Origin of the sequence: Corynebacterium sp. HMSC05C01 (assembly GCF_001807155.1) — a bacterium.
GTDB lineage: Bacteria > Actinomycetota > Actinomycetes > Mycobacteriales > Mycobacteriaceae > Corynebacterium > Corynebacterium coyleae.
Window position 1 is genome coordinate 200,217 of record NZ_KV787971.1, and the last position, 18,138, is coordinate 218,354.

Below are 18,138 nucleotides of genomic sequence, written 5' to 3' on the forward strand. Positions count from 1 at the left end.
TCCGGATAAAACACGACAGGTAGATTAGTGCATCATGCCAATAAGCGGAACACAGCCAGGTCCGAGCAAGAAGTCGCAGCCGACCTTTCGTGACCGCGCTCACCAACACACCGCGGCGAGTGCGTTTGTGCGCGATGCGGATCGCTACCACGACGCGCGTCCGTCGTATCCACCTGAGGTTGCCGAGTTGTTCGACGGCGCCGATGTCGTGTGCGACGTCGGCGCCGGCACTGGGAAATTAACGCAGTTGCTTATCGACGACCACCGCACCGTCTATGCATGCGACCCCTCCCCCGACATGACGCGGGTACTCCATCACCAGTTGCCGGAGGTGCCTGTGTGGCGGGCGACGGCGGAAGCGACGGGGCTCGCGGACAATGCCGTCGATGCGTTCGCGTGCGCACAGACCTGGCACTGGGTAGACCCGGCAGAGGCCAGTGCTGAGGCAGACCGCGTCATTCGCGATGGCGGATCTCTCGTTTTGTGTTGGAATACGCTCGCGGTACATCACCCTTGGGTGCTGCGGCTCAGCCGCATCATGCACTCGGGTGATGTGCAGCGCGAAGGCTTCTACCCCACCGTGCACGCCCCGTGGCACCTCGAACGGGAGGTCCGCACGGAGTGGGTCGATCAGATCCCAGTCGAACACTGCTTCGAGCTCATGGCCACACGCTCGTACTGGCTGAAAGCCTCCGAGCGCACCCGGGCAAAGATGGAGGCGAATCTGACGTGGTACCTCTACGAGCGCCTCGGGTTCGATGAGGGACAAATCATCCCGCTGCCCTACCGCACGGACGCGTTTGTGTACCGGCGATAGGGCGGGCTGCTAAAACAAATCGGTCCGCTTCTTAATCCCGAAGAAGTCGAAGATCTCCTCGGTCACGTCGATGCCACGATGCGCAGCCCACGGTCCGGTAGGCCACTCGTGGCCCATGCCCTCCACTCGGTGGTGCAGGGTACGAGCCTTGTCGCTGTTGCGACGCTCAAACGCGGCAACCACTTCGGGAGCGCCGAGAATGCCGTCCTCAGCGGGGCTGCCGTATCCCGGCCGGACCTCGCCGTTATATGGCACTACGTCGTCGTGGGTGCCGTGGATGTTGAGGTAGTCCACCGGCTCGGCTGCCTCGATCTGCGCCTCGGTGCAGCGCACAGCCGCAGACACAGAGGCAACACCCGCGAAGGTATCGCTGAGCGTAGACAAGTAGACCGCGAGACCGCCACCATTGGAGAAACCGACAGCATAAATGCGTTCGGGGTCGATGTCGAAGTGTTCGCTGGTTTGGGCGATGATGTCGTCGATACGCGCCTTGTCCTGCTCAATCGTGTTCAGCGCATACGGCGCAGGAGCCCACGCCAGACCGGCACCCGTCGGCGCAACGACCACTGCGTTGGCCTGCACGAGGCCGGTACCGCCGAGGAAGTTCCGCCCATTATCGCCACGGCCGTGCAGCGCAACAATCAGGGGCAACGGCCCTTTCGAATCGGAGGGCGCGGAGTAGACCGTCGAGTCCATAGTCCTGCCTACTTCTTTCCGCGACGCTCACGCACACGCACCGCGATGCGCACCGGAGTGCCGTGGTAGCCGAACTGCTCGCGGAACTTGCGCTCAAGGTAGCGGCGGTAACCGCCATCGAGGAAGCCCGTGGTGAACAGAATGATTGTCGGCGGGCGCGTCGTCGCCATGGTGGCAAAGAGCAGCTTGGGCAGACGGTTGTTCTTCATCGGAGGCGGGTTCGCGGCAATCGCCTCACGCAGCCAGTTGTTGAGCTGGCCGGTAGAGATGCGCCTGTCCCAGTTCTCCAGCGCCTGCTTCATCGCGGGCTCGAGACGGTGCAGACCGCGGCCGGTGTCGGCGGAGATATTGAGCTTGGTCACCCACTTCAATTGGCCCATGGTCTGGTCGAATTCGCGGTCGAAGTCGTAGCGGCGGTCCTCGTCCATGAGGTCCCACTTGTTAAAGCAGATCACCATGGCCTTACCGGCTTCGAGCACCATCGAGATCACGCGCTGGTCCTGCTCGGAAATCTCCTGGGAAGCGTCGATGAGCACGACACAGACCTCGGCGGCCTCAATCGTGCCGCGAGTGCGCAGTGATGCGTAGTACTCGTGGCCCTGGGCGTTCTTAACTTTCTTCCGCAGGCCGGCGGTATCGATGAACGTCCAAAGGTCCTCGTCCAACTGCACCAACTCGTCGACCGGATCGACGGTGGTGCCGGCGACGTTGTCCACGACAGAGCGATTGGACTTGGTCAGCTTGTTCAGCAGGCTGGACTTGCCCACGTTCGGGCGGCCCACAAGTGCAACACGTCGCGGGCCCTGAGTGACCGACGCGGCAGCACGCGGAACCTCGGGGAAGTTGCGCAGGATCTCATCGAGCACGTCGGCCCCACCGCGTCCGTGCAGTGCGGATACCGGCCACGGGTCGCCAAGACCCAGCGAATAGAACTCGGCGACCTCGCCCCACTGACTGTTGGACTCAAACTTGTTTGCAACGAGGATGACAGGCACCTCAGCGCGCTGCAGGTTGCGGGCCATCACCATGTCTGTCTCGGTCACGGTGGTCTTTGCGTCGACAACCATGACGATGACGTCCGAGGTCTCCATGGCTGCCTCGGACTGGCGCGCGATCGAGGCGTGGATGCCCTTTGCGTCCGGGTCCCAGCCACCGGTGTCCTGCACCCAGAAACGACGTCCGTTCCACTCCGCCATGTAGCTCACACGGTCGCGGGTCACGCCGGGATGGTCCTCCACAACTGCTTCACGACGACCCAAGAACCGGTTTACCAGCGAAGACTTACCCACATTCGGGCGGCCCACGATAGACACCGTCGGCAACGCTTCCTTTACCACGTCCGGGCGGATGATGCCGTATTCGGCTTCGATTTCGGCCCATTCTTCGTCGGTGTAGTCGTCGGTCTCGTCGCCAGCATCGGTATCGTCGCCGAAGTCGGCCTCGCTGAACTCCGACTCATCGAAGTCCTCGAGGTCGTCGTAGTACTCAGCGTCGTCCGCATCGACCTCATAGGCTTCAAGGTCGTCGTAGCCAGAGGCATCGATGCCGGGTTGGATGAATTGAGTCTCCGGCTCGAGACCGTCTTCAATGTTCTTCTTGTCGCTCATCGTGCGCTCCTTTCCACCACGGCAGTCAGCGCAGCGAGCACCTCATCCGGGGTCATTTCAGACGTATCCACGATCTCGGCGTCGTCAGCGGGACGCAGCGGGCTGGTCTTGCGTGACGAGTCCGCCTCGTCGCGCCGCTTCACATCCGCCAACACTGCATCAAAGTCCACGTCACGGCCAGCGGCTACATCCTGATCGAAGCGACGCTTCGCACGTACTTCAGCGCTTGCCGTCATGTAGACCTTTGCCGGAGCATCCGGCAACACGACAGTGCCGATATCGCGGCCCTCCACGATCGCGCGGCCGGCCTCGCGGGCCAACTTGCGCTGCAGTTCCACAAGGTTCACGCGGACCTGCGGGATCGCAGAGACCGCAGAAACGTGCTGGGTGACTTCCGGTCCTCGGATCTCGCGGGCAACATCCTCACCTGCAAACAACACTGCGGTGGAATCCGGATCGTCGGATACCTCAAGCGGCAGATCAGCGGTCGCTTCGATCACCGCATCCGTATCAGCCGGGTCGACACCAGCGCGCAAGACGGCCAGGGTGGCAACGCGGTACATCGCACCCGTATCCACATACTTCGCGTCGAGCTTCTTCGCTAACGCGCGGCACATCGTGGATTTACCGGTGCCGGACGGGCCGTCCACTGCGAGAATCAGCCCGCCGTCAGCCATGTTGGAAATCTTCTGGTCTGCCATTACATCCCCACCGCCTTGTACAGCGACGCAAGCTCGGAGGAATTGAGCGCACGCATCATGCCTGGCTTCATCTCGCCGAGCTGGACCGTGTGGAACTTGGTGCGAACCAGTCGTTGCACCGGGAAGCCAGCTTCCTTCAGCATGCGGCGCACAATGTGCTTACGGCCTTCGTGGAGCTCCACTCGGATGATCGACTGCCCATTGTGGACATCCACGATCTGAGCGTAGTCGGCCTTCGCGGGGCCGTCGTCAAGCTCAATGCCCTCCTTGAGCTGCTTGACCAGCGCATTGTTCGCCTCACCCAGGACAGTGGCCATGTAGGTCTTCGACACCTCGTACTTCGGGTGCATCAGACGATTCGCCAGTTCACCGTCGTTGGTCAACAGCAACAGACCCTCCGTGTTGGCGTCGAGGCGTCCCACGTGGAACAGACGCTGACCCGCGGCGGTGCGCTCCGAAAGGTAGGAGCCGACCGAGGTGCGGTCAAGCTCATCCTTCATCGTCGAGTGCACGCCACGCGGCTTGTTAAACACGAAGTATTCGTGCTCCTCGTTGACGTTGATGCGCTCCCCGTCCACGCGGATGATGTCCACGTTCGGGTTAACACGCATGCCTTGCACGTTGACGATCTTGCCGTTGACCTCAATGCGGCCCTGGTCGATCATGGCCTCTGCGTGACGACGAGACGCCACACCTGCCTGCGCCAACACCTTCTGCAGGCGGATCCCCTCAGTTTTGCGGGTCTTATCCTGCGGGTTGTCGTCCCACCAGTTGTCATCCAGCGGGTGGGGCTCATTCTTCGCGGCATTTGCGCGTCGCTTGTCCAAACGGACATTCTGCTTCTTTGCCGGCTTCGCGTACGAGATGTAGAACGTTTCGTCCTTCTCGGGCTTGTCCGGTGTGCCGTCTCGGCGAGCGGGAGGAGTCATGTTTCCTCAATTCCTTTTCAGTCGTATGCGGTTTTTGGGCCGATCCTACCAGGCATCTTCGATTGCATCGATGTCCGGAAGCAGTGGCGCAAGGTCAGGAAGGCGCTCAAGCGAGTCAATGCCCAGAAGTTCGAGGAACAGCTCCGTCGTCACATAGCGGTGTGCGCCAGATTCTTGCTCAGGATCAACCTCCGCAATCAAGCCGCGCAGCGCAAGGGTGCGCATGACGCCATCAACATTGACCCCGCGCACTCCGGCAACCTGCGAGCGCGTCACCGGCTGGCGGTAAGCAACCACTGCGAGCGTCTCCATTGCCGCGCGCGAGAGTTTCTTCTGCGTGCCGTCGAGCAAGAACGCCTCGACCGCATCGGCATTTTCGGGCCGGGTATACAGCCGCCAGCCTTCTGCGGTCTCACGCAAATCAATGCCACTGCCACGGGTGTCGAGTTCTCGCGACCACGCGCGAAGGTGATCCGACACTTCCGCAGTCGTTGCTCCGAGCGCACCCGCGAGGTCCTCCACAGACACCGGCGTATCGACGACCAACAGCACCGACTCAATCCGCGAACGCAACTGCGCAACCATCGGCATGTCTTCCATACCGCCGAAGTGTAGCTGCCGGTACTGAATCGGCGCCTAGTTCCAGTTCGACGCCGCAACGACCGCCGGATCGACCTCAAGCCCGGTCCAGGACACGTCAAGTTGGCCAAGCGCTTCGGGCTGCTCTGTTTCCACCGCTCGGGCCTTGTACAACTCCAGCAGGGCGAGGAACCGGCCGACCACCTCCATGGACCTCGTGCAATCGCGTGTCAGTGCGGCGAACGTCATCCAGGTACCTGAGCCGGCGAGCTTGAGTGTGTCCAGGATCTTGCCCGCCTGCTCAGGCACGGACACAGCAACGGCGTGCAGGTGGTCGGTGCGTACTTCCTCCGGTGGTTTCGGGCGAAATACGCTGGCTGCCAGTTCCGCGAAACTCGCCGCTGTATGGCCGAGTTCCACCGGAGGCAAAAGGTCCACGAACCGGGGCTCCATGGATACGGCACGCGGGTGTCGTCGATTAGCAGATGCTTGCCACGTAGCAAACTGGTCAGCAACCTGCTGATATGCACGGTACTGCAGAAGACGTGCGAACAGGAGGTCCCGGGCCTCCAGAAGGTCGTAGTCTTCCTCCAGGTCATGATCACCACGTGGCAACAGCCGCGCAGTCTTCATGTCCAACAAGGTGGCCGCGACCACGAGGAACTCAGTGACCTCGTCAAGCGACTCCGTCTGCCCCAACGCACGAGTATACGCAATGAACTCGTCGGTCACCTCGGCGAGCGCAACCTCGGTCACGTCGAGTTTCTTCGCCTGAATCAAGCTGAGCAGCAGATCAAACGGCCCCTCGAAGTTATTCAGCGCGAGGGTAAAGCCCGTGATCTCCGGCTGGGGGTACTGCTCAGGTGCCTGGGCCACTAGCTAGTGCGCTCCAACACCTCAAGGGCCAGATTGCGGTACTGTTCCGCACCTTGCGAGTTGGGAGCCCACGTAATAATCGGCTCACCCGCGACCGATGTCTCCGGGAAACGCACGGTACGGGTAATCACGGTGTCGAAGACGCGGTCGCCGAACACCTCAACTACACGATCCATGACCTCACGGGCGTGGGTCGTGCGACGATCAAACATAGTGACAAGGATGCCCACGATGTCCAGGTCGAAGTTGATGCGGTCGCGCACCTTTTCCACGGTATCGGTGAGCAGCGCGAGACCTCGGAGCGAGAAGTACTCACACTCCATGGGGATGATCACGCCCTGCGAGCACGCCAACGCATTCACAGTGAGCAAACCGAGCGACGGGCCACAGTCCAGGATGATGAAGTCGTACTCCCCGCGCACCGGGCGCAGCGCACGAGCTAGCGTGTGCTCGCGGCCGACTTCGTTGACCAGTTGGATTTCAGCCGCAGACAGGTCAATATTCGCGGGTACCAGATCAAGCCCGGACACGTTTGAGCGCTTGATCGCCGCGTGAATGCTGGCAGTGTTGTCAAACAGCAAGTCGTAGACCGTGACCTGATCCTCCTCATAGGACACACCAAGGCCAGCGGAGAGTGCACCCTGCGGGTCGAGGTCTACCAGTAGCACCTTGCGCCCTTGCTCTGCCAAGCATGCACCGAGATTGATAGTGGACGTGGTCTTACCCACGCCGCCCTTTTGGTTCACCATCGAGATGATGGTTGCGGGACCGTGCCGCTCAAGCTCCTTCGGCTTGGCAAACTCACGCCACGGCCGACCCGTCAAAAACGTCTTCTGGTCAGCCGCGTCAAACAGCGCCTCGTCCGCCATGGCCGATCCTTCCCTCGATCACGTCTAAACCCTTGACTGCAGTCATCTTACAACGCTGTGATTAGACCTGCCCACGGCTTCGCTTCCGAAGGAAGATAATCAGCAGCGCAAGTGCCGCGATAAGCGCACCACCACCAATGATGAGCGGGACAAGATCACCTACCGACGAACCCGAGTCAACGCTATCGCCTTGACCTTTGTTGTCTGCTCCCGCATACGGGTTTTCTTCATCCGTTTCGGCAGCCTGCTCAACCGGAGCATTCGTCGACGTAATCACCGCGACAAACGTCGCCGCGCCGTTCTCCACGACCTCCATAATGAACGGGTTGTCAGGCGTCTCGCCTTCCGGGTACGTCAGCGTCAACGTGCGCCCTGCGACGTTCACGTCACGCTTGACCCCTTCGATGATGTTGCCGTTGACATCGAGGTAACGCAGCTTCGCATTCGACGAGTCGTAGTTGGCATACTTCATCAAATCGCGCGCCTTACTCAACGGCACCTTGACCACGATCTCGTTGCCGTGGATCTCTCCCTCGAAATCGAGCCGCTTCGCATCCGCGGTGTCCGCCTTTTCCGCTGGCTTACGCTCAGGGCGATTGACGGCGCCGCTGCCACTGCCTGCACCCGCACCGGATCCGCCGTTCGAGGCTTCACCGTTTGCGTCGCCACCGCCGTTTGCGCCACCACCGTTGTCTTCGGCGTGGCCTCCACCACCGTGGTGCTCGGTGTTTTCTCCAGCGCCACCGCCCGCAATTTCGTCTGCATCAGTTGCCTGTCCGCCGCCCACAGCGACGAGGTTAACTGTCGCCGTGTAACCGCCGGCGCTCGCAGGCACTGCTGCGGTCGCGCCCTCTTCCGCTGGAGCGGTCACCGACACCGACGTGCCATTGGATGTGACCACCCAGCCGCCTGCGGAGTAATTCACATCCACCGGCACGCCCACATCAACCGTCGTCGTCTGCCCCGCAGGCACGGTGATCTCCGAGGGAATCATGTTCGCCACTGCATCCGGGCTTAACCCGCCCGGGATCTGCGCCGAGGCAGGGTGTGCTCCCACACCTCCGCCAAGCCCCACGGCAAGCAGCAGGGCTGCCGGCACCGCAAGTGTTGCGCGACGTGCTCGTGCAAATGTGTACTCACTCATAAGCGCAAAAGCTTACGCACGTGGATGCGAACTACGCCAAACCTCGCGCAGGCTATCTGCTGTGACATGTGTGTAAATCTGCGTAGTCGTCACTGAAGCGTGCCCCAACAATTCCTGCACGGAGCGCACATCTGCGCCACCTTCCAGCAGATGCGTGGCAAACGAGTGCCGGAGCGTGTGCGGGGAGATCTCTTTGTCTATCCCCGCACGCTCCGCAGCCTGCTTGATTACAGTCCAGGCGCTCTGGCGAGTTAAGGCTCCACCGCGCCTATTCAAGAACAACGCGTGTGACTTCCCGGTGGCGAATACGGGTCTGCCTCGCACGAGGTACGCCTCGATCGCATCTTGTGCATGCCGGCCGAGCGGGACGAGGCGCTGCTTACTTCCCTTGCCAGTCACGGTCAGAATGCCTTCAGTATCTATTGCGGCTGTCGCATCATCGACGCTCAGATCAAGCACCTCAGAAACTCGCGCACCTGTGGCGTATAGCGTTTCCAACAGCGCCTTGTCGCGTAGGCCGAGGGGCTGTTCGGTCGGGCAGGCATCGAGAAGCGTCGCCACCTCCCCAATGCTCAAAGTGTCGGGTAGCTTCTCGCCAGCTGACGGTGGGGAAACTTCGGCAGCGGTATCTGCCGGCAATACGCCTTCTTCTACGCCAAAGCGGTGCAAGCCTCGGGCGACAGTCAGCGCACGCGCAGCCGAAGATGCCGCGAGGGGGCGAGCGCCGTCCACCCCGCGGCGCAAGTCAGCAACGTACGCCTCTACATCGGTGGCACTGACTGTTGCCAAGTCGCTTTTCCCAGCGGCTGCCAACCATCGTGTGTACCGGTTGACGTCGCGGGTGTAGTTACTCAACGTGTGAGGGGAGACTCCCCGCTCAACAGCGAGATGCTGCAACCAGCGCGCAGCTAGTTCGTCGGCTTTTACCGCCATCTAGATGCGCTTCATATCCGGCACGATGCCACGCTCGGCTCGCCGCTTCGGCAGCGATTGCGGGCGCAACTCGAATGGCTCCGACACATCACGTGACTGCGCTTTACCCTCTGCGACGCGGCAAGCAGCCAAAATGCCGCCCACGGCGATTGAGTTCACAATCTCGCCTCGAAGCACCATTTGTGCGGCCTCGCTCAGTGGCACCCACCGAAAGTCCATGTCGGCTTCTTCGTCCTCGGCGTCCGGGCGTTCCACCTCGCGCAGTTGCTTTGCGACGAATACCCGCACCGCCTCTTCCGCAAATCCCGGAGACGTCACCAAATCCACCAGCACGCCCCACTGCTCAGCCTCGAGACCGGCTTCCTCAACCAGTTCGCGCTTCGCACATACCAACTCGTCTTCTTCGTACATGTCCAGAAGCCCCGCAGGCAGTTCAAGCAGCCGCTTGCCTACGCTGTGCCGGTACTGCTCGACGAGCGCGACGCGCCCGTCGTCGTCAAGTGCAACTACTGCCACTGCGCCGAAATGCTCGACGATCTCACGGTTAGCTGGCTTGCCACCCGGCATGACCACACTGTCGCGGCGCACAGCGATGATTGGGGCGTCGATCAGTACCTCGGAGGACTCGACGGTAAATTCGTGGCTCACTCTGCCACCGCCAGCACTGAAGAAATCCTGCCGGACTCGTAGCTCACGTTGCCTACCGTTGTCACGCCGCGCAGTTCCTTTGGCGCGATGTCTTGACTAGTCAGCACGGTTTTGCCTGCATGGCCAAGTGCTTCCGCAAGGTCCTGCACCAGCTTCGCACCAAAGTCTCCGCCGGCGTCACCGGAGGCGCCATCCACAATCACGACAGCCTCCGCGGGCACGATCTCACCTTTCGTCTCGACGAAACCGGATTGTTGCAGCGTGTCAATTACGATTTTGCGATCCGAAGCCTGTGCTGGCGCTTCCTTCGTCTCAGGGTCGATCAACATAATCGACGCCAACGACTCACCCGCATGGGTGCCCGGTGAACGGTTCTCCACGCTCAACTGCGCACCGGACGGCAACGTCGACGCAATCACCGTGGACAACTCGTCGGCAGAGTTTTGCGACGTAAACTTCTCTGTCAGTTTCAACTCACCAGCATCGGAAGCGCCCGCCGCGTTGAGCAGCCACCGCACGGAATCAACATCGATATCGGCGGCCGTATGCGTACGCACGATAGCGACCGGCACCTCTTTGAGCGCTCCAGAGACGATGGACACCGACTCACTGCCCAGAAGAGCATCGGCAGCATCAAGCCGCTGCTGCGCTTCGCTGCTCTCCTTTGTCGGTTCCTCGGCTCCATCACCATTCGCGTTCCGGTCGATGTCGCTGAGAAACGCACCATTGAACAGATCCGGGCCGCCAGGAATAGCCGGCGCGAGTACCGAGGCCCCCAACACCACGCCGAGAGCTAACCCCCAACACAGACCAGCAGTGACAAGCCCACCCGTCCCTTTTTGCTTTCCCACGGTTTACTCCCCTTCCCCTGCCGGAATCCAGCCGCGCACCGTGTTGGCAACTGTGTCCCAGGTATTGACCAGGTTGTCGGCGAACGTCCCATTTCCGCCAAGCCCAACGACGAGAATGACGGCGGCAGCAGCGACCAGCAGGCCGAGTAACGCCCAGGCCCATGCGACACCGCTGGTGGATTCGACTGCGTAAAGACTCTCAATAACCGTAGAATCAACAACCTTGCGGCCGGCCTTCAAGCGAGCAAGCAACGCAGCCGGATCGGCATTCGCCGGGTCCGTGAGCATCCCGTCCAACTCCACCGGCTCGCCTACGGTGACAATCGTCTCCGCATCATGGAACGCAGCAAGCAAGATCGCGAGGTCTGTCGGCGAATCAGTCGCTGTTGGGAACGTCATCGCACCCACACCCAAGTCTTGGATACGCTCCAAGCCAGGCGCATAACCGTCTGGGTCAGCCGGCAGAATCACCCGTGCTTCAGAACGCAAGTTCTCCGACGCGACATCCGCGGGGTCACCGACAATGAAATCAGCGGCATAACCCATCTCTGCCAGCGTGTTCGCGGCGCTTCCCACACCAATGATGACCGGGGTGTACTCCCGCATAAAGTTGCGGATGCCTGTCAGACGGCGCCGCGTGTCATCTCCTGGAGAGACAACAACGACCTTGCGGTCCGCCATCGCGTCGCCAAGTTCGGGTGCGCCGACACCGTCGATAAGCAACGGCGCTTCCGAGTGGATGAACTCGATGGTGTTGCCGAAATAGGCTTCCATGTTCTCCACGAGACCTTGCTGTGCCTCAGCGAAGGAGTTGTCCACCTGCTCACGTGTGACACGCTGTGCAACACCGACGTCTTTCCTTCCGACGGTGATCGTCCCCTCTGGCGTGACCGTGACCTTCTTGCCGTCGCGGATCTTCTCGCGAACTGCTGCGTCGGCCACTTCGAAGATCGGAACGTTGGCGTCGAGAAGCAAATGCGGACCGAACGTCGGTAAGGATCCAGTGCTGTACGGCGCAAGATTGATCACCGCAGCAGGACGGCGGGCAATGAGCTGCTCTGCTAAACGACGCTGCATGTCCGGCGCATCCACAATCGCAATATCGCCCTCATGCAGGCGAGCAAGGCCTTTGCCCCGCGGTGTGCAGTCGCGCAGCGTACCGCGCAATTCCTGCGCAGGCGCTTCCCCAGTTCCAACAGTCATAGCGACCATTGTGCAACGTTGACCTGCCAGAACTGTGGAGGCGCGCGGGCTACGCCCGCATTTCCTCCACTTCGCGCTGCGCACGCTTGAACAATTCTGCCGCGTGGGCACGCCCTGTATCCGAATCATCAAGGCCCGCCATCATGCGCGCGAGCTCCTCAATCCGCTGCTCGTCAGTCAGATTGCCCACACCCGACGTCACCGCCTCGTCGCCCACGTCCTTTGACACATGCAGGTGCGTGTTCGCATACGCCGCAACCTGGGGCAAGTGCGTAACGACGATGACCTGATGCCTCAACGCCAACCTCGCCAAACGGCGCCCAATCTCCACCGCAGCACGTCCACCGACACCAGCGTCCACCTCATCAAAGACCAGCGTGCCGCCCGCCGACGACTCCGAAAGGATCACCTCAAGTGCCAGCATGACTCGTGAGAGCTCACCACCAGATGCGCTCGTGGCCAACGGCTTTGGCTCCAACGCGCTGTTCGGTGCGAGCGTGATCTCCACAGCGTCCGCACCATCGCGGCCAAACTTGGCCTCCGCCAGCTCGACGCGCAGCTGCGCCTTCGGCATGGCAAGCCCGTGAAGCTCTTCCGTCACCGCCTCCCCGAGGTTTTTGGCAGCCTTGTTGCGTGCCTTGGTCAACGCTGCCGCTCGCTTTTTTAGTTCGGCTTCAAGATCAGCAACGCGGCGCTTCAGCTCGTCGATAGCTTCTTCTGACGTATCAATCTTGCTCAGCCGTTTCCCGGCCTTCTCTCGCCACGCCAACACACCCGCGATGTCCGGAGCATATTTTCGTGTGAGCCCCTTGAGTTCCTGTTGGCGCTGCAGAAGGCGCTCTAGCTCATCCGGGTCGGTCGGAAGATCTGCGGTGAAACTACCGAGTTCCGCAGACACATCCGCAAGCACACCGGCGACCTCCCTGAGGCGCACACCAAGCTCCCGTAACTCCTCGTCACTAGCTCCTACCAACGCCGCCTGCGCCCTGCCAACAAGGTCTGATGCAGCTTCTTCAGCCTCTGTGCTGTAGCCGCCGACGGCTTCAGCACCATCAATTGCCACCAGCGCGGTCTGGGCGGCCTCACGCAGCGCATCAACATCCTGAAGACGGTTAATGGTTGCAACGAGATCGGCATCTTCGCCGTCTACGGGTGCAACTGCGTCGATTTCCTCAATTGCAAACCGCAGCCGGTCCATCTCCTGTGCCAACTCAAGGCGTTTCTCGGTGCGGTCCTTCAGATCTTTCGATGCCTCCCGCCACTGGACATAAACATCGCGATAGGCGGAAAGCTTCGCAGCGATCGCCGGGTCGAACCGGTCCAACGCCGCCAGCTGCTGTTCCGGCGCGAGAAGCCTCAACTGGTCGTTCTGGCCATGAATCGTGAGCAGATGCCCAGCAAGATCACCCAGTGTCGCGGCCGGAACCTTTCGGCCTCCTAGGTGAGCGCTCGATCGCCCCGTCGCTTTCACAGCACGTGAGACGACGTATTCGCCGTTTTCATCAGGCCCTGCACCAGCGCCCTCTGCAATCGCATGCACGGCGGACAATGTCGATTCCGGCAGATCTGCGATGCTGAGCGCGCCTTCCACCACAGCTTCCTGCGCCCCGGTTCGAACTCGGGAGGCATCAGCGCGGCCTCCTGTCAGCAGCCGCAAGCCAGTTACAACCATGGTCTTACCTGCACCGGTTTCACCGGTGAGCACCGTCAACCCAGGAGCAAGCTCCGCCGAGGCATGACGGATCACGCCCAGGTTCGAAATCGCGATCTCTGCGAGCACTCTGCCTCCCTACGCATCAACGCCGCGTACACCACGACCCGTCCGCGGGCCGCGCCAGCCGGACACCGGCAGCCGGAACTTATCCACCAGCCTGTCGGTGAACGGTTTGTCGTCCAAGCGTACCCACCGCACCGGACGCGACCCCCTACTTACTTCAACCCTCGAACCAGGAGGCACCGGGATGCGACGGAACCCATCCATTACCGCCATGGCACTCGACGTCGTGTGTTCTGACTCCACAGCAACCGTCGAGCGCGGCGAGACAACAAGTGGCTTTGCAAACAACGCATGTGCGTTATTCGGCACCACCAGCAACGCATCGAGTTCTGGCCACATCACCGGACCGCCAGCAGAAAACGCATAGGCTGTGGATCCGGTCGGCGTGGCCACCAGTACGCCATCGCAGCCAAACGACGACACAGGCCGAAAATCAACCTCCAACGTGGCATCAAGCACCCGTGTACGATCCAGATTCTCCACGCTGCATTCATTCAGCGCCCAATCCGTCCCGACGACCTGTCCTTCTTGGTCGATGACTGCCACGTCGATGGTCATTCTGTCGACAACGCGGTACGTCTTATCGACGACCTGCCTCACCGACTCCTCAAGACTCTCCGCGTCACCTTCTGCGAGGAACCCGACATGTCCGAGGTTGACTCCCAACACCGGAATATCCTGCGCCCGGGCATGCTCTGCGGCGCGCAGAAATGTTCCATCTCCGCCGAGCACCAGCACCAGCTCGCAGTCAAGCGCCGCATTGTCGTCAGCAGCGACACGTGTCAGCCCACTGAGCACCGGATGCGTCTCAATCGCATCCATCTGTTCCTGTTCAAGCAACCGCACCGTAATGCCGGCTTCCTGGAGCATCTCCGCAGCCCTCGCTGCGGACGCGATATTCGACTCGCGGAACAAGTGCGGAACCAACAAGATCTCACGCTCAGCCGTCATTGCGGCCCCTCCTTCACGGCCTTTTGGACTGCGGCGGCGAGGGAATCGTCGTCAAGCATTGCCTCGCCTCCATCCTTTACAAGCCACAGGAAGTACTCCACGTTACCGCTCGGCCCTGGCAGAGGCGACGCAGCCACCCCACGCACGCTGAGCCCCAGCCCCTGTGCGAACTGGGCGACATCCACAGTGACTTCTTCGCGCAACTCCTGTGAACGGACAACGCCACCAGAGCCTAAACGGTCCTTGCCAACCTCAAATTGAGGCTTGACCATCGGCAACAAGTCAGCGCCATCCTCAAGACATTCCACCAGTGCCGGCAACACCAGCTTCAACGAGATGAAAGACAGGTCGCCGACCATCAGGTCCGCGAGTCCACCCATCATGTCCGGCGTCAGGTTTCGGATATTCGTCCGATCGAGCACCCGCACCCGCGGATCGTTCTGCAAGCGCCACACGAGCTGACCGTAGCCAACGTCCACGGCAACAACCTCACGTGCGCCGTTTCTGAGCAACACGTCTGTAAACCCACCTGTCGACGCGCCAGCATCCAGCGCCCTACGCCCTTCGACGCTCAGGCCACGTGGCCCGAAGGCTTCCAACGCTCCAAGTAACTTGTGCGCGCCACGAGACGCCCAGTCATCAATGTCCTCGACATTGACGCGTATCGACGCCTCTGGCTCTACCACCGTCGCAGGCTTCGACGCCACAAACCCACCGACCTCGACACGGCCCTCCTTGATCCACGTTTGAGCCTGCTCGCGCGAACGTGCAATCTTGCGGCGCACAAGCTCTGCATCCAAACGCCTCCGTTTGGGCGGCATTAGCTGTTCCTTTCTTGCAACGCATGCCCCAGTACCGCATGCGCGCGCGTCAGTGCGTCAACCTCATCCGCAAGCGATTCAGTATCTTCCGCGAGAATCGCTTCAAACTGTGACGTGACCTCCTCAGGCGTCGTATGCGGCGCCCGCGGATCCCTGGGCATGGGTGGCTTCATGTCACCACCACTGAGCTGTAGCAGCTTCAGCAGCCTCTGAGTTGGGCCGCACAAACTCCGGTGGAGTCTCCATATGCCACGCGACCTCCAAAACCGTGCGCAGGGCCTGAATCGGTGTCGCACCATCCTTGCCGTAGCTCAAAATGATGTCGTTGCCGTCGATACGTGCAGCGAAACCGCCCTGCGGTCCCGGACGCAAAACCTCTGGGTCCTCGTTGAGTCCGCGCATATCCTCCGCGATAAACGTCGGTCGCTGCTCCTTGGGCGCCTCCATGAGCGCCAACGGGCCAGAAACACCGGTAAGCACGTGCAGCGACGGAATCCCCGCCGCAACGCCACCTGCAATATCAGTATCTAGCCTGTCTCCCACGGCAAGCGGACGCTTCGCATTCATGCGTTCAGCGGCCTGAATGAACATCGCCGGCCCCGGCTTGCCCGCGCTTTCCGGAGTCACACCTGTCGCCGATGTCACCGCAGCAACCATCGAACCATTGCCGATCATCAACCCACGCTCCATTGGCAAAGACGTATCCAGGTTTGACGCAAGATAGATTGCGCCCCGCTGAATTGCCAACGCAGCTTCCGACAACTGCACCCAACCGGTCCCCGGGTTGTGGCCGTGCAGCACCGCCTTCGGATTCGCATCTGCACTATCGACGACGACGTAACCCGCATCGTCGACAAGCTGCTTAAACGACGGCGCGCCAACCACAAGAACAGGATCTCCGGGGACGAGGTGCGCCTCAGCCATCGACAACGCAGCCTGTGCTGAAGTGATCACGTCTTCGGTCTTCGTATCGAGGCCAATCTTGCCCAGCATCGCAGCCACATCCGCTGCGCTACGCGACGCATTGTTCGTCACATACATAGCCGGAATCCCCGACGCCGTAATGGCCTCTACAGCGTTTGGAATCGCCACTCCGCCATTCCACACAGTGCCGTCGAGGTCAAGCAGGAGAGCGTCGTAGTTATCCTTCAGCGCCATTGTCTAGTCCAATTCTGCGGCGCGCTCCGCCGCATCCGTGAAACCATCCGTATCAATCTTCGCAGCGTGTTCAAACCACGTCTTGGCCTCACCACGCTGGCCAGTCGCAAGAAGGGCATCAGCATATGCGTAGGAAAGACGCACTTGCTCAAATCCCTGCGAATCCAAAGAAGGATTCATGCGCTGCAGCGTCGCAAGTGCAGAATCGTGCTGACCGAGATCATGGCGTGCGCCGGCAAGCACAATCGCCAATTCGATCTTCCCCGCTTCGTCCAATTCATTAGCTTCAGGGCTACGACCGAGTTCAAGCGCCTTCTGAGGTCGGCCCAAACCACGCTCCGCATCAGCCATCACAGCTAGCAGCCCCGGGCCACCAGACATCCGCCGCGCCGCACGAAGTTCAGAAAGCGCTTCCTTCCACTCACCTGCGCGATACGCAACTACGCCAGCAGTCTCACGGACAACGCCGACACGACCAGCACGGTTCTTCGCGGCGCGGGCGTGCTCAAGTGCGAGCTTCGGATCGTCTTCCAGGAGATCAGTAGCCATCAGCATGTGCTGTGCAACGCGTTCCGCATTGTCCTTGGAAAGCACCTTGAGGTCCTGCAGCACAGACGGGTCAAGGTCGTTAATATCCAGGCCCGACGGCAAGTCAGGTTCGCGCTCCTTCTGCGCCATCCGTTCCTCGCGGTATCCCTCACGATATGGGTTCGAGCGATCGTGGCGGACACGGTTGTCCTGCCCGCCGTGGCCCGGGCGGCCGCCCTTACCGTGGGGCTTGCCACGGCCGCGGCCACCACCGTGACCGCCGCGTTTATTGTCGCCGCGTGCTCCACCGTAGCGATCCTCGCGACGTCCGCGCTCTCCGTCCCCAAATTCACGACGACCACGAGACTGCCCGCGGTTATTCCTACCGCGACGGTCTCCGCCACCACCATAAGAACGTTGACGTCCCTGGTTATCTCCGTTGCCGGCCTCTGCCATGGAATCCCTCCAATTCGTATCCAAGCCATTATAGGGATGCTCAACACAGTTATGCTGATCCCCCTCAGCCGAGCGGACTTGGCGAGCATTCGACTCCGTAATGGGCTATCAAGGATTCGTTCTCCGCATTGCGGTTACGTCCCTCTCCTGGCTGTGCTGTATGCAAAACCCGACGTCATATCTTTCGCTGACTTGGGCAGAGTGTAAAACGCTGCGGCCGTGAAGCTTCATTTTGCATTTACGACTGTGTGCTGGTGGCTTTAGTCGAGTCTTCGGTGGCGTGAAGTCGCTTCGCTCCGCATTGCGGACAAGTGGGTAGACACCAACTATTTCCTTGTATCGGCTGGGCTACTTTTCCAAGAGCGCCGCCGCTGGCATCGACTCCGTGCTCCGCATTGCGGACTAATGGGTGTACGCCAACTATGCAGTGGCATAGTCAGGCACGCAATGTTTCTGACTCTGTATTGCGGTCTGGTGGGTGTGCACCAATGTTGCTGTTGTCGGCGACAACAATCATGTGGGTATACGTGAAAACACCCAAAGTGCAACGTGGGTGTTGTACTTTGGGTGTTTGTGTGTGAAGTTGTTGGGTCG

19 protein-coding genes are annotated in these 18,138 nt (G+C 60.9%); 1 reads left to right on the forward strand and 18 read right to left on the reverse strand.

The window, feature by feature from the left end:
- Positions 1 to 34 precede the first annotated feature (34 nt).
- The gene (locus HMPREF3145_RS10750) at positions 35 to 817 is read left to right on the forward strand and encodes a class I SAM-dependent methyltransferase (RefSeq protein ID WP_070423215.1); all 783 of its coding nucleotides are present in this window, start codon (positions 35 to 37) and stop codon (positions 815 to 817) included.
- 9 nt (positions 818 to 826) lie between these two features.
- Here HMPREF3145_RS10750 and HMPREF3145_RS10755 read toward each other — a convergent pair whose 3' ends face one another.
- From HMPREF3145_RS10755 to HMPREF3145_RS10835, 18 genes are all read right to left on the reverse strand, one after another.
- The gene (locus HMPREF3145_RS10755) at positions 827 to 1,513 is read right to left on the reverse strand and encodes a CE1 family esterase (RefSeq protein ID WP_070423216.1); all 687 of its coding nucleotides are present in this window, start codon (positions 1,511 to 1,513) and stop codon (positions 827 to 829) included.
- A gap of 8 nt (positions 1,514 to 1,521) precedes the next feature.
- The gene (gene der, locus HMPREF3145_RS10760; protein ID WP_070423217.1) at positions 1,522 to 3,120 is read right to left on the reverse strand and encodes a ribosome biogenesis GTPase Der; all 1,599 of its coding nucleotides are present in this window, start codon (positions 3,118 to 3,120) and stop codon (positions 1,522 to 1,524) included.
- Complete coding sequence (cmk, locus tag HMPREF3145_RS10765) at positions 3,117 to 3,821, reverse strand: (d)CMP kinase (protein WP_070423218.1); 705 nt, start codon at positions 3,819 to 3,821, stop codon at positions 3,117 to 3,119. The genes der and cmk overlap by 4 nt, the downstream gene beginning before the upstream one ends.
- Positions 3,821 to 4,750, reverse strand: a complete 930-nt coding sequence (locus HMPREF3145_RS10770; RefSeq protein WP_070423219.1) for a pseudouridine synthase — start codon at positions 4,748 to 4,750, stop codon at positions 3,821 to 3,823. The genes cmk and HMPREF3145_RS10770 overlap by 1 nt, the downstream gene beginning before the upstream one ends.
- A gap of 45 nt (positions 4,751 to 4,795) precedes the next feature.
- Positions 4,796 to 5,350: an SMC-Scp complex subunit ScpB gene (gene scpB / locus HMPREF3145_RS10775; protein ID WP_070423220.1), complete on the reverse strand. Its 555-nt coding sequence runs from the start codon at positions 5,348 to 5,350 to the stop codon at positions 4,796 to 4,798.
- Between the two features lie 36 nt (positions 5,351 to 5,386).
- Complete coding sequence (locus HMPREF3145_RS10780; RefSeq protein WP_070423221.1) at positions 5,387 to 6,205, reverse strand: segregation and condensation protein A; 819 nt, start codon at positions 6,203 to 6,205, stop codon at positions 5,387 to 5,389.
- A complete protein-coding gene (locus tag HMPREF3145_RS10785) occupies positions 6,205 to 7,074 on the reverse strand; it encodes a ParA family protein (RefSeq protein WP_070423222.1) in 870 nt (289 codons plus the stop codon). Before HMPREF3145_RS10785 ends, HMPREF3145_RS10780 begins: the two co-directional genes overlap by 1 nt.
- Positions 7,075 to 7,135: 61 nt before the next feature.
- Positions 7,136 to 8,218, reverse strand: coding sequence for a hypothetical protein (locus HMPREF3145_RS10790; RefSeq protein ID WP_246817587.1), 1,083 nt, complete (start codon positions 8,216 to 8,218; stop codon positions 7,136 to 7,138).
- 12 nt (positions 8,219 to 8,230) lie between these two features.
- Entirely contained in the window at positions 8,231 to 9,151 is a 921-nt protein-coding gene (gene xerD / locus HMPREF3145_RS10795) for a site-specific tyrosine recombinase XerD (protein WP_070423223.1), read from the reverse strand.
- Positions 9,152 to 9,799, reverse strand: a complete 648-nt coding sequence (locus HMPREF3145_RS10800; protein WP_070423224.1) for an NUDIX domain-containing protein — start codon at positions 9,797 to 9,799, stop codon at positions 9,152 to 9,154.
- Positions 9,796 to 10,650 (reverse strand): copper transporter, encoded by an 855-nt coding sequence (locus HMPREF3145_RS10805; protein ID WP_083279531.1) that lies wholly within the window; start codon positions 10,648 to 10,650, stop codon positions 9,796 to 9,798. Before HMPREF3145_RS10805 ends, HMPREF3145_RS10800 begins: the two co-directional genes overlap by 4 nt.
- A 3-nt stretch (positions 10,651 to 10,653) precedes the next feature.
- Complete coding sequence (steA, locus tag HMPREF3145_RS10810) at positions 10,654 to 11,862, reverse strand: putative cytokinetic ring protein SteA (protein WP_141740868.1); 1,209 nt, start codon at positions 11,860 to 11,862, stop codon at positions 10,654 to 10,656.
- A 40-nt stretch (positions 11,863 to 11,902) separates the two neighbouring features.
- Entirely contained in the window at positions 11,903 to 13,633 is a 1,731-nt protein-coding gene (gene recN, locus HMPREF3145_RS10815) for a DNA repair protein RecN (RefSeq protein WP_070423226.1), read from the reverse strand.
- A gap of 9 nt (positions 13,634 to 13,642) precedes the next feature.
- Positions 13,643 to 14,581 (reverse strand): NAD kinase, encoded by a 939-nt coding sequence (locus HMPREF3145_RS10820; RefSeq protein ID WP_070423227.1) that lies wholly within the window; start codon positions 14,579 to 14,581, stop codon positions 13,643 to 13,645.
- Entirely contained in the window at positions 14,578 to 15,402 is an 825-nt protein-coding gene (locus tag HMPREF3145_RS10825) for a TlyA family RNA methyltransferase (RefSeq protein ID WP_070423228.1), read from the reverse strand. Before HMPREF3145_RS10825 ends, HMPREF3145_RS10820 begins: the two co-directional genes overlap by 4 nt.
- Entirely contained in the window at positions 15,402 to 15,575 is a 174-nt protein-coding gene (locus HMPREF3145_RS11890; RefSeq protein ID WP_167594521.1) for a hypothetical protein, read from the reverse strand. Before HMPREF3145_RS11890 ends, HMPREF3145_RS10825 begins: the two co-directional genes overlap by 1 nt.
- Position 15,576: 1 nt before the next feature.
- Positions 15,577 to 16,560 carry an HAD-IIA family hydrolase gene (locus tag HMPREF3145_RS10830; RefSeq protein WP_070423229.1) on the reverse strand — a complete coding sequence of 328 codons (984 nt, stop codon included), beginning with the start codon at positions 16,558 to 16,560 and terminating at the stop codon, positions 15,577 to 15,579.
- A gap of 3 nt (positions 16,561 to 16,563) precedes the next feature.
- Positions 16,564 to 17,544 carry a hypothetical protein gene (locus HMPREF3145_RS10835; protein WP_083279532.1) on the reverse strand — a complete coding sequence of 327 codons (981 nt, stop codon included), beginning with the start codon at positions 17,542 to 17,544 and terminating at the stop codon, positions 16,564 to 16,566.
- Positions 17,545 to 18,138: the final 594 nt, after the last annotated feature.